Origin of the sequence: Mycoplasma phocoeninasale, from assembly GCF_012934885.1 — a bacterium.
GTDB classification, from domain to species: Bacteria; Bacillota_I; Bacilli_A; order Mycoplasmatales; family Metamycoplasmataceae; genus Metamycoplasma; species Metamycoplasma phocoeninasale.
In genome coordinates this window covers 393,264-409,158 of sequence record NZ_CP051480.1, presented here as the reverse complement: position 1 = coordinate 409,158, position 15,895 = coordinate 393,264, and the positions used below count along the sequence as shown (strand labels likewise).

The 15,895-nt window shown below is 29.6% G+C and carries 13 protein-coding genes; 6 read left to right on the top strand and 7 right to left on the bottom strand.

Features of this window, described 5'->3' with window-relative positions; all coding sequences use genetic code 4:
- Positions 1-29: 29 nt before the first annotated feature.
- The 6 genes from HGG64_RS01780 to serS form a co-directional block, all read right to left on the bottom strand.
- A complete protein-coding gene (locus tag HGG64_RS01780; protein WP_169580257.1) occupies positions 30-1,160 on the bottom strand; it encodes a hypothetical protein in 1,131 nt (376 codons plus the stop codon).
- A gap of 43 nt (positions 1,161-1,203) precedes the next feature.
- Entirely contained in the window at positions 1,204-2,337 is a 1,134-nt protein-coding gene (locus tag HGG64_RS01775) for a hypothetical protein (RefSeq protein ID WP_169580256.1), read from the bottom strand.
- Positions 2,338-2,457: 120 nt separating this feature from the next.
- A complete protein-coding gene (locus HGG64_RS01770) occupies positions 2,458-2,889 on the bottom strand; it encodes a hypothetical protein (protein WP_169580255.1) in 432 nt (143 codons plus the stop codon).
- Positions 2,890-3,147: 258 nt separating this feature from the next.
- On the bottom strand, positions 3,148-3,477 hold the full coding sequence (locus HGG64_RS01765) for an AAA family ATPase (protein WP_169580254.1): 330 nt from the start codon (positions 3,475-3,477) through the stop codon (positions 3,148-3,150).
- Positions 3,478-3,672: 195 nt separating this feature from the next.
- Positions 3,673-3,861: an ATP-binding cassette domain-containing protein gene (locus HGG64_RS01760; protein WP_169580253.1), complete on the bottom strand. Its 189-nt coding sequence runs from the start codon at positions 3,859-3,861 to the stop codon at positions 3,673-3,675.
- Positions 3,862-4,197: 336 nt separating this feature from the next.
- Positions 4,198-5,463 (bottom strand): serine--tRNA ligase, encoded by a 1,266-nt coding sequence (serS, locus tag HGG64_RS01755; protein WP_169580252.1) that lies wholly within the window; start codon positions 5,461-5,463, stop codon positions 4,198-4,200.
- Positions 5,464-5,592: 129 nt separating this feature from the next.
- On the opposite strand from serS, the gene HGG64_RS01750 reads away from it, so the two are divergent.
- The 4 genes from HGG64_RS01750 (at position 5,593) to ftsH (ending at position 11,573) form a co-directional block, all read left to right on the top strand.
- Entirely contained in the window at positions 5,593-7,842 is a 2,250-nt protein-coding gene (locus tag HGG64_RS01750) for an AAA family ATPase (protein ID WP_240939117.1), read from the top strand.
- Positions 7,842-8,393: an aminoacyl-tRNA hydrolase gene (gene pth / locus HGG64_RS01745; protein ID WP_169580251.1), complete on the top strand. Its 552-nt coding sequence runs from the start codon at positions 7,842-7,844 to the stop codon at positions 8,391-8,393. The genes HGG64_RS01750 and pth overlap by 1 nt, the downstream gene beginning before the upstream one ends.
- Positions 8,386-9,315, top strand: a complete 930-nt coding sequence (gene tilS, locus HGG64_RS01740; RefSeq protein WP_169580250.1) for a tRNA lysidine(34) synthetase TilS — start codon at positions 8,386-8,388, stop codon at positions 9,313-9,315. The genes pth and tilS overlap by 8 nt, the downstream gene beginning before the upstream one ends.
- 71 nt (positions 9,316-9,386) lie before the next feature.
- The gene (gene ftsH, locus HGG64_RS01735; RefSeq protein ID WP_205852847.1) at positions 9,387-11,573 is read left to right on the top strand and encodes an ATP-dependent zinc metalloprotease FtsH; all 2,187 of its coding nucleotides are present in this window, start codon (positions 9,387-9,389) and stop codon (positions 11,571-11,573) included.
- 23 nt (positions 11,574-11,596) lie between these two features.
- On the opposite strand, the gene HGG64_RS01730 is transcribed toward ftsH, so the two are convergent.
- Entirely contained in the window at positions 11,597-12,211 is a 615-nt protein-coding gene (locus HGG64_RS01730; protein WP_169580249.1) for a DUF402 domain-containing protein, read from the bottom strand.
- A gap of 123 nt (positions 12,212-12,334) precedes the next feature.
- Between HGG64_RS01730 and trmB the strand changes: the two genes are divergently transcribed.
- Complete coding sequence (gene trmB, locus HGG64_RS01725; RefSeq protein WP_169580248.1) at positions 12,335-12,946, top strand: tRNA (guanosine(46)-N7)-methyltransferase TrmB; 612 nt, start codon at positions 12,335-12,337, stop codon at positions 12,944-12,946.
- Positions 12,947-13,065: 119 nt separating this feature from the next.
- Positions 13,066-15,807, top strand: coding sequence for a DNA gyrase subunit A (gene gyrA, locus HGG64_RS01720; protein ID WP_169580247.1), 2,742 nt, complete (start codon positions 13,066-13,068; stop codon positions 15,805-15,807).
- Positions 15,808-15,895: the final 88 nt, after the last annotated feature.

The following is a 15,895-nucleotide window of genomic DNA, read 5'->3' as shown; positions in this document are numbered from 1 at the left end:
TTTGAAGTTATTGATGTATTTAAAAAGACCTAGATAAATAATTTATTATTATCCTCTTTTTGCTCTTCTTCCACTTTTCTAAGGGGATTAAGTATTTCTTCAATTATTGGCTTCACTTCACCTTCTTTATTTTTTATATAAAAGTGCGAGAATAATTTTTTATTTAAATATGTTTTTAGTCGAAAGTCGTAATTTGTATATTTCTCTAATTCTTCGGGTCTATCAGTAAATAATGTTATGTCAAGTCTTGGTTTATCATCTTTCATTACTATAAAATTTTCAAAGAAAAAAGATGAATTTTCATAATGTTCTTGTTTTTTAAAAGTTGGATATCAAATTGAATCACTTCCCTCATATTCAATTCCATTTTTAAGAATAATCTCATGGCTATCAGCATTAAAACCATTATCTTCTACTCCAGGAATTAACTTTGGTTTTAAATATCTAGGGCCTCAAATTAGTTCATCAAAATCAGAATGAACCCATGGTCTTTCAATGAATTCATTTTTTTCCGTGTCATAAGTATTTGATCAAAAATCACTTGTCAGCGTTAGCTTAGAAAAATAACCATAATCTTGGTTTTCTTTGTCGTTTGCATATCTATGTCATACATTATAAATATTCATTCCAGAGACAGCGAGGTCAATATTTAAATTAGGGATTTGAAAAATTTTAGAAATAAAATCATCAAATTTTTCTTTATTAGTAGCTCAATTTTCATAACTATCACTGTCTTTAAAAAGCGAATAATTTCATTTCCCATCAAGGTAATTTCTTGGATTTAAATTAATTTTTACCTCTTTTGTATAAAACGTATGCGTAGAAAAATTGTGGATATCTTTTGGAGCATATTCGTAAATTACTGATGTAAAAATCTCAAATTTTCCCATAAAATCATCAAACCATTTGATAAAATCATCATATATTTTCGCGAAATTTTCATGGGCAATAGCTACTTGCGGTGATAAAATATGCTCTTTATTGACAGTGAAATCTTCAAAGTCATCAAAAACATAATTTTTACTGTCAATATAACGTTTTTTATATTCGGCTTTTTTTTGCTCTTTTGGTGTTAGTTTTTTAAAGCATGAAACTGCAGCAAGCGGAACTAAAGCCACTGCTGCTCCCATAACGAAGATAAATTTTTTGTGCTTTTTCATTATTTGATTTCCTTTTTGAAGTTATTGATGTATTTAAAAAGACCTAGATAAATAATTTATTATTATCCTCTTTTTGCTCTTCTTCCACTTTTCTAAGGGGATTAAGTATTTCTTCAATTATTGGCTTCACTTCACCTTCTTTATTTTTTATATAAAAGTGCGAGAATAATTTTTTATTTAAATATGTTTTTAGTCGAAAGTCGTAATTTGTATATTTCTCTAATTCTTCGGGTCTATCAGTAAATAATGTTATGTCAAGTCTTGGTTTATCATCTCTCATTACTATCAAATTTTTAAAGAAGAAAGCTGAATTCCCATAATCTTTTTTAAAAGTTGGATATCAAATTGAATCACTTCCCTCATATTCAATTCCATTTTTAAGAATAATCTCATGGCTATCAGCATTAAAACCATTATCTTCTACTTCGGGATTTAACTTTGGTTTTAAATATCTAGTACCTCAAATTAGTGCACGAAGACCAGACGCACCCCATGGTTCTTCAATAAATTCATTTTTTTCCGTGTCATAAGTATTTGATCAAAAATCACTTGTTAGCGTTAGCTTAGAAAAATAACCATAATCTTGGTTTTCTTTGTCGTTTGCATATCTATGTCGTACATTATAAATATTCATTCCAGAGACAGCGAGGTCAATATTTAAATTAGGGATTTGAAAAATTTTAGAAATAAAATCATCAAATTTTTCTTTATTAGCAGCTCAATTTTCATAACTATCACTGTCTTTAAAAAGCGAATAATTTCATTTCCCATCAAGGTAATTTCTTGGATTTAAATTAATTTTTACCTCTTTTGTATAAAACGTATGCGTAGAAAAATTGTGGATATCTTTTGGAGCATATTCGTAAATTACTGATGTAAAAATCTCAAATTTTCCCATAAAATCATCAAACCATTTGATAAAATCATCATATATTTTCGCGAAATTTTCATGGGCAATAGCTACTTGCGGTGATAAAATATGCTCTTTATTGACAGTGAAATCTTCGAAGTCGTCAAAAACATAATTTTTCTTGTCAATATAACGTTTTTTATATTCAGCGATTTTTTGCTCACGTGGAGAGAGCCTCTTAAAGCATGAAACTGCAGCAAGCGGAACTAAAGCCACTGCTGCTCCTATGGCGAAAATAAATTTACTTTTAAGTTTGTGTTTTTTCATTATTTAATTTCCTTTTTGAAGTTATTGGTGTATTTGTAAATAAATTTATATAAGTCGTCTTTGTTGGCAAAGTGATATTGATGTTTATGATTTTACGATTTTTCATTTAGATAACATTGACTATAAATAATCGCTATTATTGATGAATTTTTTATTATGATATGCGAGTTCATTTGCTAACTTATTTTTAGATTTTTCTACTATCTTCAAATAATTTTTAGTATTAATATCACTGCGCACCTTATAAACATAAGTTCTTAGTAGCAGAGGTGCTGAAATTGCTGCCATTGTTGCCAATAAGTAAATAGTATTTCTTGTTGATACCTTTTTAAAAAAAGATATTATAAAAACAAGAAATATAAAAGATAAAAGCAATACAAGAAAATTAGAAACTAAAAATCCAGAGAAGAATAAAAATCCTTGAGTAATATTAGCAAATTTTCTAGTGTATAAAATCGTTACTGCGATTGTTCAAATAAAATTAATTATTGTAAATCATATAATTACAAATAGTAGTTTAGAAACAAAAATTTTTCGTTTATTTGAAAACATCGAATTGGATATCGTATCATATTGATTATTTTTGGAGTTTATAAAAAACATTTGCAAAAATATTGAACAATAAAATAAATTAACGCAAAAAACGATAAAAAATATTAGTCAGTTGTAGTCGTTAAAAAGTCGAGGAATAATAATTAATGGAACAATTGCCCCAATTGCTAGAAAGGAAATTAGTAGGGCAACAAAATAAAATTTATTTTTTATGAAATAGTTAAAATGATTTTTTAGTAAAGTTTGCATTTATCACTATTATGCTTTGTATAGGATGTGTTGGTTATACAAATAAGATATTTCGTTGCTACTATAAATTGATCCAGTTCAGACAATTTTTCCTTTTTTTATTAAAGTGGCATCATCGACATAATCTTTTATTTCGTCAATCAAATGCGATGAAACCAAAATTGTAATTCCCGCTTTTGTAAATTCTCGTAATTTTAAATACAACATTTTTCGGGCAGTTGGATCTAAATTAGAGTCAGGTTCATCTAGAAATAGTAGTCTTGGTTTTGCTATTTCAGAAAATAGTAAAATCAATTTTTTCTGTTCCCCGCTTGAAAAAGTGTTGGGATTATTTTTCATTTTTGATTCTAGTCCATATTCAATAAATTTACTAATAATTAAATTTTTATTAATTTTTCTTCCTGTAAATAATCTGCAATATTCTTTAATATAGTTAAAAGCAGATAAATAGTAAGGAAATTTAATATGGGTATTAAAAAATAAAAATGATTTTGGATTAGCAATACTATCAAGATTTTTTTCGTCGAAGAAGAGTTATCCTTCGAAGTCTAAATCACTTCCAGTACAAATTTTCATAAGGGTGGATTTACCGGCTCCGTTCTCTCCGATAAGGATGTGAATTCTGTTTTCCCAAACTGAAAAACTCGCATTGTCGATTAAAAAGCGACCCTTGACACTTTTATATATATTTTTCGCTTGGAAGATATTTTTTTTATTAACCATCTTTTGTAATTATAATATACTTACAAAAATAATGCTTTAAAAAAAGTCTTAAATTTTGAATAAAAAAAATACACTAAATTTTTTATTGCTTTTTTTACCCCCTTTTTAAAAGAAATTTAGACTCAATTTATCGTTAAATAATTATTCTTATATTTACAATATAAGATAAACGAAAAACAGGTATTTTTTTATAGAAAAATTTTAGTAAAATTATTTCTTTAAAAAACCGTTGAGATAAAAAATATTTTTAGGTTAAAAAGTAAAAGTAATGATTTACGTTAAAAAATAAAATATAAAAATTCATATCACAGGGAAGGATATGAATTGAAATTTATATTATTTAATGCTTTCTTTGCCCATATATGGAATTAAAACTTTAGGAATATCGATACTGCCATCTGGATTTTGATAGTTTTCTAAAATGGCAGCTACAACTCTATCAATTGCCACACCTGAGCCATTAATGGTGTAAGCATATTTTGTTTTATTGTCACTTCCACGATATCTAATTTTGGCACGTTTTGATTGAAAGTCATTGTATATTGAAATCGAACTGGTTTCACGATATCTCTGCTCTGAAGGAATTCAAATTTCTAAATCAATTGTCTTTGCCGATCCAAAACCTAAATCTCCAGTTGAGAGTAAAACTTCACGATATGGTATTTCTAATAGTTCTAAAATACTTTTAGCATCGTTAACGGTTTTCTCTCATTCACGAATACCATCTTCTTGAGCGACAATTTTCACAAGTTCAACTTTATGGAATTCATGTTGACGAATTAAACCCTTAGTATCTTTGCCACCGCTTCCAGCTTCAGAGCGAAAGCATTTAGTATAAGCAACGTATTTAATTGGTGAGCTAAGATCAATAATTTCATCATAGTGATAATTTGTAACTGGTACTTCAGCAGTGGGAATTAATCACAAATCATTATCTTCAACTTTAAATAAATCATTTGCAAACTTTGGAAGCTGCCCAGTACCATATAGCATTGAAGAATTAACAAGGTGAGCTGGAAGCATTTCTCTATAACCATTTTTAGTGTGAACATCAAGCATAAAATTAGCAAGGGCTCTAACTAGTTTAGCACCATCATTTTTATATAAAACGAACCTTGTTTTGGCTAATTTAACAGCTCTTGTAAAATCTAGCATACCATGTTTAAGCCCGATTTCATAGTGAGCATCAACATTTTTAACTAATCCTCTCCCCAATTTAGCATGTTCTCTGACAACAACATTATCGTTTTCATTTCTTCCAACTGGCACATCATCATATGGCAAATTAGGAACTTGTAGCAGTAGATCATGAACTTTTTTAATAATTTCATCAGCTTTGCTATCTTTTAAGTCGATTTCTTCTTTAATTTTATTTACTTCTTCCAGTAGATCATCAGTTTTTTGCTTATTTCTAATTCTAATGCCAATCTCTTGACTTAATTCATTTCTCTTGGCCTGTAAAGTCTCAAGATCATGAATAAACTCATTACGCTTATTGCCTAATTCGATAATTTCTTCAATAACGGAAAGATCAAAATTTCTTGTCGAAAGTTTTTTAATAATTTCACTTTTATTGCTTAGAATAAATTTTAAATCTAACATATTAATACCTCGCTAAATAACATGAATATAACTATGTATATTTTAAACTTTTTTTGCTAAAAATACAAAATTTGCTACTTAAAAGCACCTCGTAAAATTTATATGCTCTTGTGTTAAAATTATAATAATATGATGCAAGAGTACTCAACTATACAAGGTTATTTTACAAAAATATTATGAATGTCTGAAAAGGGTGATGTAGTAATTTGCAGTTTTAAGATACAAAAAAATGATGTTATTAATCATGTAAAAACAAATAAATTTAATTCAATTTCAGTAATTTTTAAAAATAATTTGTTTAATTTACAGGAAATAATTTTAGATGAAAAAATTTATCAAATTCAAATTATTGCTAATAAATTTTCCAAATATCCAAATAGTTATATCGCAAAAAGTATATCAAATGTTAAAGAAAATGATAGCTATAAAGTTAACTACATTGTTAAATTCCTTAAAAGTGCAAATTTTCGAGGCATTGGTGAAGAGAAATCATGGGCAATTGTTAATGACCTAGGAGCGGATGCCATTACAAAGATTATTGAAGATGATAACATTGAATACAGAAAATATAATATTTCCGAAGAGAATTGAAAACAAGCGAGAAAATTTTTAGTTGAAAATCCGCAATTAGTTGAAGATCAACTACTATTTTTAAAACTAAATTTAAGTCCTTCGCTTTATGAAATAATCTTAAAGCAATTTTTAACTCTAAATAGTTTTATTGAAAAATACAAGGAGAACTTTTATTTGTTCTTTCTAGAGAATAAAAAAGTAAAGTTAGAAGATATTGATAAATTAAATGCTTATTTTAATAATCCTAATCACCCTTTTAAGAAAGCAACCCATGTTTATAAGGCAATTTCTGACTATTTCTTTAGCTCAGGTCATACCCGAGTTAAGAGAAATGAAATTTATGAAAAACTTTTAAAAAGCATTAGTTATGACGTTAACTGACCAAGAGATGGCGAAGAATTTCTTAATTCAATTAATCTCTTAATTAGTGAATTGTATCTAATTGAATTAGACTATAACAGCGAAATATACTTAACGACCAAAGAAATTTTTGAAATGGAAAAATATATTATTGAACGACTTATTGCTATTAAAAACAAAAGTAAATTAATTCCGATCCCTTTTAAAGATAATAAAAAATACCACGATCTCCAACATAAAGCAATTACTTCAGCCTTATCAGAAAAACTAGTTTTAATTACTGGTAGTCCAGGCACTGGAAAGACTTTAATAACTAACGAAATTATTAATCAACTCCTAAATAAATATCATGAAAAAGATATTGCTGTCGTTACTCCAACAGGGCGAGCCACAATTAACATTAACAATCAGCAAAGAAAACTAAAGGCCTCGACTATTCACAGTTTTCTTGAATGAGATCCGGATAATGACCGTTTTAACGTTAATGAAAACTATTCCAAAAATATTGAATGTTTAATTATCGACGAATTCTCAATGGTCAGCGTTGATATATTTTTCTCACTTTTGAAAGGGATTAACAAAAGGTATTTGAAAAGAATTATTCTAGTCGGCGACAAAGATCAATTGCCAGCCATTGGCCCTGGATATCTAATTAATGATTTTATTGAAAATGAAATATTTAATACAATCTTCTTAAGCAAAATTTATCGACAAGCAGAAAACTATGAAATTATTAAAGACGCAATTAGCATTAATAATGGCAAATGGCCTAAATTTGATGGAACAAGTTCACAATTTATCGAAACAAAAAGAGAACAATTAAAAGACAAAATCAAGGAATATATTGAAAAGTTACTATCATCAGGCTACAATAAACGTGATATTGCAATTTTAAGTCCAATTTATAATTACGACACCGGCATTGACGAAATTAACGATAGCATTAGTGAATTTTATCGCAGTTTAGAAAAACAAGACATCATCAAATATCGCGAAAAAACTTATGCTCTTGATGACAAGGTAATTAATTTAACAAATGATCCTAAAACTAAAATTTTTAATGGTGAAATTGGATATATTTCTAATTTCACTTTAGAGAGCAAAAAAAATAGTGCCGAGAAGCTACTCACACATGTTTCTGTTGATTTTGAAGATAGTGAAAAAACAGTGACTTTTAGTCGATCTGACTTTCTAGCTAATACTTATCCTGCATATTGCACTAGTGTTCATAAATATCAAGGTAGTGAATGCAAAGCGGTTATTATTGTTCTATTCTCGGAAGCCAAACGTCTTCTTAGTAAAAAATTAATTTATACCGCTATCACTAGAGCAAAAAATTATAGTGTGATTTTAGGTGAAAAAGAAGCTTTAATTGAAGGCATTAAAAATGATGGTGATTCAAAAAGAATTACAAATATTTCCAAATTATGAAATGAGGTTAAATAATGAAGTTAATCGTTGGGCTTGGCAATCCAGGAAAAGAATATGAAAAGACAAGACATAATGTTGGCTTTATGACTATTGATAAAATTGCCGAAAAACTGCAAATTCAGCTGACAGAGAAGAAATTTAATGGAATTTTCTTTAAAGATAAGGATGTAATTATTGCCAAACCACTAACATATATGAATCGTAGCGGTGAATTCGTAAGACTAATAATAGAATATTATGATATTGCTTTAAGCGACGTTTTAATTGTTTATGATGATATGGATCTACCTCTTGGACAAGCAGCAATTAAGCAAAATGGTTCATCAGGTGGGCACAATGGGATGAAAGATATTATTGAAAAATTGAACACTCAGGAAATTAAACGCATAAAAATTGGTATTGGTCGGAGCAATAGTGTTATCGACTATGTTTTGGGTAAATTTAGTTTTGAGGATTTTAATATTATTTCAAAATTAATTGACAAGGCAGCAGAAGCCATTATTTCCTTTATTTCAAATGATATTCGTTTCGTAATGAATAAATTTACAGGCAAATTACATGAATAGCTTCAACATTGCATCTGCTAGATTAAAAGAAAAATTTGCAGAATATCACATTAAGACAAATGAAAGATTTCTTATCGGAGTAAGTGGTGGACCTGATTCTATGTGATTGCTTAATTTAGTGAAGAATCTAGATATTATCGTTGCTCATGTTAATTACAACAAAAGAAGCGATTGTCATTATGATGAGCAATTAGTAAAAATATTTTGTTATGAAAATAACATTAAATTAGAAATCTTGTCAATCAAAGAGGAAAATTTATCTGGAAATTTTCAAGATCTAGCAAGACAACAAAGATATCAATTTTATAAAAAAATTTATGATCAGTATCAATGCTCATATCTACTGCTCGCTCATCAAAAAGATGATTTTTTAGAAACTGCAATCATGCAGGATAAAGCAAATAGAAAGCCACTTTATTTTGGAATTAGAGATTACACAACATTAGACAAAATGCAAATTTTTAGGCCAATGATTAGTTTATGATGAAAAAGCGAAATTGAAAATTTTTGTCAAGAAAATAGCATTTTATTTGCAACCGATTACACAAATGAAATGCCAATTTATTCTCGAAATAAGATTCGTCTCGCACTAAAAAACAAGAGTCTGATAGAAAAAGAACGAAAATGTTCACAATATTTAATTGAAAATCAAAAATTAGCAAAAATTAATAATCAAATTGAAACAGCTTACCTAGTGTGAGAGCAAAAAGGCTTCGACTGTGATTTTTTAAAAAGCGTAAATTTTTCGCTAAATTTTCTCATCTACTACCTAATCAATAAAAAATACAATAACATAAAATTAAGCACTAACAAAATTAATTCAATTATTCAATTTCTACTTTCTGATAATCGCAGCAAAACTTTTAAACTAGATGAAAACAATTATTTAGTTAAGAAAAAAAACCATTTATTATTCAATTAAGGTGTTATCACATAATTTTTTTGTTATTTATTTTATAATTTATTAATTAAAAACAAAAAGAAAGGAAAGAAATGAATCAAAATACACCAAAGAAATCTCGCAAGCCAATTGGCTTTATGACGATATTTTTGATAATCGCGGCAATTGTTGCGGTTATTGTGATTGGTTTAATTATTAGCGATTTCGTAAGAAGTTCATTAACTAACTTTAAAGATATTAATTTTCTTAAAAAAGTTATTATTGAAACTTCAAAAAGCCAAATCGATGATACCTACATATCCTCGTGAGTCGAAAACGCTTATAGTGGTACACTAACAATTACACTACAGTCCACAAATAGTGGATTTCTAAGAGAAATTACTGGCAATCCAAATTTTAGAGGACAACAATATGTATTCACCTATGCATTTGGAGACTTCTCTGGAATTACTGAATTACATAGATCGGTAATGGCTTGAGCAGGAACAGAAACATATAATGATGCAGTTCAAAAATGTGTTACTTTTGCCGGAGGACAACAATCAGGAGCAGTTCAATTTGCACTACCTCCTCAACAAAGTGTATTCCAAAAATACATTTTACCTGCTATCACTGTACTATTTTTAACAGCTATCATTTTGAATATCTTTTCATGACAAAGGTCAATGCAAGGCAGAGATGGAATTGCTGGTACTTTTAACTCGAGATCAGTTGCTCAAAGAGTTTATACTAACAAGAAATTCTCAGACATTGCTGGAAATGAAGAAGTAAAAGAAGAAGTTGTTGAATTGGTGGATTATTTAAAAAATCCAAAAAAATATGACGCTGCTGGAGCTAGAATTCCCAAGGGTATTTTATTAGGTGGCCCTCCAGGAACTGGAAAAACCTTGCTTGCTAAAGCAACGGCTGGAGAAGCAAATGTACCTTTTTATTTCATTTCTGCTTCAAACTTTGTGGAAATGTTTGTGGGACTAGGAGCCAAGAGAGTGCGTGATATGTTTAAAGAAGCGCGTGAAAATGCTCCAGCAATTATCTTTATTGATGAATTAGATGCTGTTGGTCGTTCAAGAGGAGCTGGTATTGGTGGAGGAAATGACGAAAGAGAACAAACCCTGAACCAATTGCTAGTTGAAATGGATGGTATCAAAGAAAATAGTGGTATTTTAATCATGGCCGCTACTAACAGAACAGACGTTTTAGATCCCGCTCTGCTAAGACCTGGACGTTTTGATAGAACTATTACCGTTTCACTTCCAGACATTAAAGAAAGAGAAGCAATTCTAAAACTACATGCTCGCGGCAAAAGAATTGATCCTTCTGTAAACTTTACTCAAGTTGCAAGAAGAACACCAGGATTTTCTGGGGCGCAACTTGAAAATGTAATTAATGAAGCTTCACTACTAAGTGTTAGAGAAAGAACTAATGTTATTACTATCTCGCAAATCGATGAAGCAATTGACCGGGTAATGGCGGGCCCAGCTAAAAAATCAAGAACAATTTCTGAAAAAGAAAATATTTCAGTTGCATACCATGAAGCTGGACATGCTGTTGTTGGACTAAAAATTAAAGGTGGAAATAAGGTTCAAAAAATTACCATTATTCCTCGTGGAAGAGCTGGCGGATATAATCTAATGATGCCGGAGGAGGAAAAATACAACCATTCTAAATCTGAACTAATATCAATTATTACTTCATTTATGGGTGGTAGAGTTGCTGAAGCTATTATCTATGGTGCTGATAATGTTTCAACTGGAGCAAGTGATGATATTGCTAAAGCTACAGGAATTGCTAGAAAAATGGTAACCGAATGAGGTCTTTCAGATCTTGGTCCTATCCAATATGAAGAAGATAACTCAAATCCATTTTTAGGTCGTGACTATATGAAAAATGCTTCCTTCTCAAACAAGGTCGGTCAAGAAATTGATGAAGAAATTAGAAAAATTATTCTAACCGCTGAGAAAAAGGCACATGAAATCATCTCTCAAAACCGTGAACTTCTAGAACTTATTAAGGATGCCTTAATCATTAACGAAACCATTGTTGCTGAAGAAATTGAATACATTGAAAAACACATGCAACTTCCTCCAGCAATGAATAAATCTAAAGAAAGCTTACAAAAAGAGTATTCAGAAAGAGATTTTAATGAGCTATTCAATGAAGTCGCTGGTAAGAAAAAAATTACTGACGACAAATATGGAGATAAGCTAAATCAAGAACTAGAAAAACATAACATTGCTGATGTTAAGGGAGAAGATAACAAAAAAGAAGAGGAAAATTAAAATCCTCTTTTTTTTAATTTTATTTATATATCTCCAGATTCAATTAGCATTTTTTTAATGCCATCAACTAGGTTCTTTGAAAAAATTCCACTTTTACCATAGTGTTGCTCTTGTAAAAAATCTAATTCTTCATAAACTCGATAAATTAATTTAACTGGGTATTTATATTGCACAATCGATTTCTTAAAATCTTGCCAATCAACAACATTGAAATCCTTATTGACATAACTTTTAATATCAATATCAAAGTCAATGTATTTAATGATGCCATCTTCAATATAAAATGGACTTGCTAAATTAATGTATATGTAATTATCTTTTTTCTTATTTAAGGTGATAACAGCATTATAGAAATGATTTTTGGCAAAGAAAAATAAAATCGGATCCGAAACAACTCAATTAATATTTTCTTCCGAGACTTTGCTTTTAATTAGCAAGACTACTACAAAATCTTCAAGATTAGCGACAATCTTAGCTCCCTCATATTGGCGGTATAATGTTCCATCATATTTAAAGGCTTTTATAGAAGTAATTTGCCCAATTTTAAATAGTGTTCGCTTATATGTTTTCTTTTCTTTTTCTGGCTGAGGGATTTCATCTAAAAGGTCATTAAAACTAGTAATTTTATTCTCTTCCATAAAACTCCATTTTAGTAATAAATTCATTAACATTGAAAAATATTAGTAATTAAATTATCACAAAATAACTTAACTATAATAAATAATATCAAAGAAAAATATAAAAAATATATTATTATATGTATGAGACTTAGATTTAATAGAAACGCTGAAGAGATTATTAAAAATAGCAAATTTTCCATTCAAGAACTACCATATCAGATTAATAATGAATCTGTTCTTGAAATTGGCATGGGTAAAGGAACCATGCTATCTCAACTTGCTAAAAACCATCCCGAAATCACTTATATCGGTTTAGAAAAATATTCCACTCCAGCGATGACAGCAATAAAAAAAATTGAAGAATTGCAACTAGAAAATATGTATATTTTAGTTGCTGATGCCAATGAGGTAGACAAATATTTTGAAGGTAAATTCAAAACAATATGGTTAACATTCTCAGATCCATGACCAAAGAAAAGGCACTATAAAAGAAGACTTGTTTACCGAGATTTTTTAAAAAAATATAAAACCCTTTTGGCAAATGACGGCATAATTTTTTTTAAAAGCGACAATGATGGATTATATAATTTTGCTTTAGAAGAATTAGGTGAATGTCAAGCAAAAATTATTTATAAATCCGAAGATTTTCATAACTGTAATTTTGAAATTGAAAATTATTTTACTGATTACGAAAGAAAATTTTTCAATGAAGGTAAAGCAATTAAATTTATTGCTTTCAACTTTCAAAAATAAGAAATTAATGAATATTGATAGCAAAAGCCAGACGCGCCAATTTTGCTTAAAAATATGAATAATATTTTTGGTATAATTGTAAATAACAATGCTATTAATCAAACAACGAAAGGCAACCTATGATTAACTCAAATGATGAAGAAGAAAAGAAAAAAAACATTATTGATGATGAGGATGATGTTTATAGAAAATATTACGGCGATGATAATGAAGACAAAGTAAAAAAAGTTTTTAATGATGACGTTGTTGAAGAGGAAGATGAAGAAGATGATATTCCTCAAAATAAAGAAGGATATACTGTTAGCTCGCAAATCCTTGAATATGAAAAAGATGGACTTAAACCTGCCAATTTAGTTAAAGTTATGAAAAATTCATTCATTGAATATGCAATGAGTGTTATTGTTGCACGTGCCCTTCCCGATGCTCGTGATGGACTTAAACCAGTCCACCGTCGAATTCTTTACGGCATGAGTGAACTTGGAATGTTTCACACTGCACCTCATAAAAAATCTGCTAGAATTGTCGGTGATGTTTTAGGTAAGTATCACCCTCATGGTGATGCATCTGTGTATGAAGCAATGGTTAGAATGGCACAAGAGTTTTCACTACGTTATCCACTAATTGATGGCCATGGTAACTTTGGATCAATTGATGGAGATGAAGCTGCTGCTATGCGTTACACTGAGGCTAGAATGAGTAAAATTGCTAGTGCAATGGTTGATGGAATTAAGAAAAACACCGTTGATTTTATCGACAACTACGATGGTACAGAAAAAGAACCAATTGTTCTACCCGCTAAATTTCCTAACCTGCTAATTTCTGGTACTAGCGGAATTGCCGTTGGTATGGCAACAAACATTCCTCCACATAATTTAGGTGAAGTAATCGATGCTGTTTGTGCTCTAGCTAAAAATCCTGACATTACAATTGATGAGTTAATGGAACATGTTCTAGCTCCTGACTTTCCAACTGGTGGACTAATCTTTAACCGTCAAGGGCTTATTGAAGCATATAGCACTGGTCGCGGTTCGGTTACAATGAGAGCAAAAGCTCATATTCAAGAGCTAAGCAATGGTAAAAGTAAAATCATCGTTAATGAAATTCCATATGAAGTTAAGAAAACTGAGATCATGGAAAAAATTGCTGAACTTGTTAAAGAGAAAAAAATTGAAGGCATTGGAGAATTTAGAGACGAATCTAACCGTGACGGAATTAGAATGGTTGTAGAGGTAAAAAAAGGGTTTGTGCCTGAAGTTATCTTAAACCGTTTATTTAAATTAACAAGACTACAAACTAATTTTTCATTCAACATGATTGCATTAGTTAAAAATGAACCAAGACTTTTAAATCTGAAACAATGTCTAGAAATTTATTTACAGCACCAAATCGAAGTAACCACTCGAAGATTACAATTTGATTTAGAAAAAGATCTAGCAAGAGCTCATATTTTAGAAGGCTTAAAAATCTGCGTTGAAAATATTGACCGTGTTATTAAGATTATTAGATCATCAAAAACTGATGCTGAAGCTCAAGCAACTCTTGGTAGAGAGCTTAATCTAACTGAAATTCAAACTAAAGCCATTGTTGAAATGCGACTTGGAAGATTGACAGGTTTAGCAATTGATAAGATGAATGAAGAGCTTACACAAGTTCATGAAAGAATTTTGGAATACCAACGTATTCTAGGCAATCATGACTTATTAATTGAATTAATCATTAAAGAATTACAAGATGTTAAAAATGCTTATGGTGACAAACGTAAAAGTGAAATCAACTGAAGTGAAATGAGCAACATTGACAATGAAGATTTAATTCCACAAAAAAATATTGTTATTACTATTTCATCAAATAATTACATTAAGAGACTAGACATTGACGAATACCGTGAACAAAAACGGGGCGGTATTGGTGTTACTACCGGAAAAACTTATCAAGATGACGATATTAGAGATATTATCTCAGCCAATACTCATGCTGACTTGTTAATATTTACTAACAAGGCAAAGGTGTATAAAATTAGAGGGCATGAAATTCCAAATGGATCTAAACAATCAAAAGGAACACCAATTGTTAATGTTATTCCTGCTATTCAAAAAGAAGAACAAATTGTCAAAATTATTTCAATTAAGGAATACTTTGAAAATGAATTTCTTGTTACTATTTCAAAACATGGAACAATTAAGAAAACTAATATTGTTGAATATCGAAACATTAATAGAAATGGAAAAATTGCCCTAAGAATTAATGAAGATGATGAGCTAATTGACACCATTGTTGTTAATAGCGAAGAAGAAATATTTATTGCCGCCAATAATAGCCGCGTAAATAGATTTGATTCAACCGAAATTAGAAACATGGGAAGAACAGCACATGGTGTTGGTGGAATTAGATTAGGCGAAGGTGAAAAAGTTGTTTCAATATCAAGTTCTCTCGAAGGAAAATATGTCTTTAGCATGGGAGAAAATGGTTTTGGTAAACTAACTCTTGCCTCAACATTTAGAAAAACCAAACGTAATTCACATGGGGTAATTGCTTTAAATCGAAACAAAGCTGGTGATTTAGTTTACGCCGCTTGTGTTCATGGTACCGAAGATCTTATTATCATTACTAATGACGGGATATCAATTCGCTTCTCATTAAGAGATGTTGCCATTGTTGGTAGAAATTCAAAAGGTGTAAAATTAGTAAACCTTAAGGGACGTAACACACGCATCGTCGGAATTGCTAAAATTCTAGATGAAGAAGAAATGTCAAAAGATCGTGAATTAACCAACAACGAATTTTTAGAAATAACAAAGGAAATTAGTTTAGATCAAAATTTAAAAATTGATAGCGACGAAAATAATCAAAATCAAGAATAAGAATAAAAAATACATATTCTATTTAGCTTTTAGTCTAAAAGAATATGTATTTTTTATTATAAATTACCATAAAAATGAAAAAAATGTA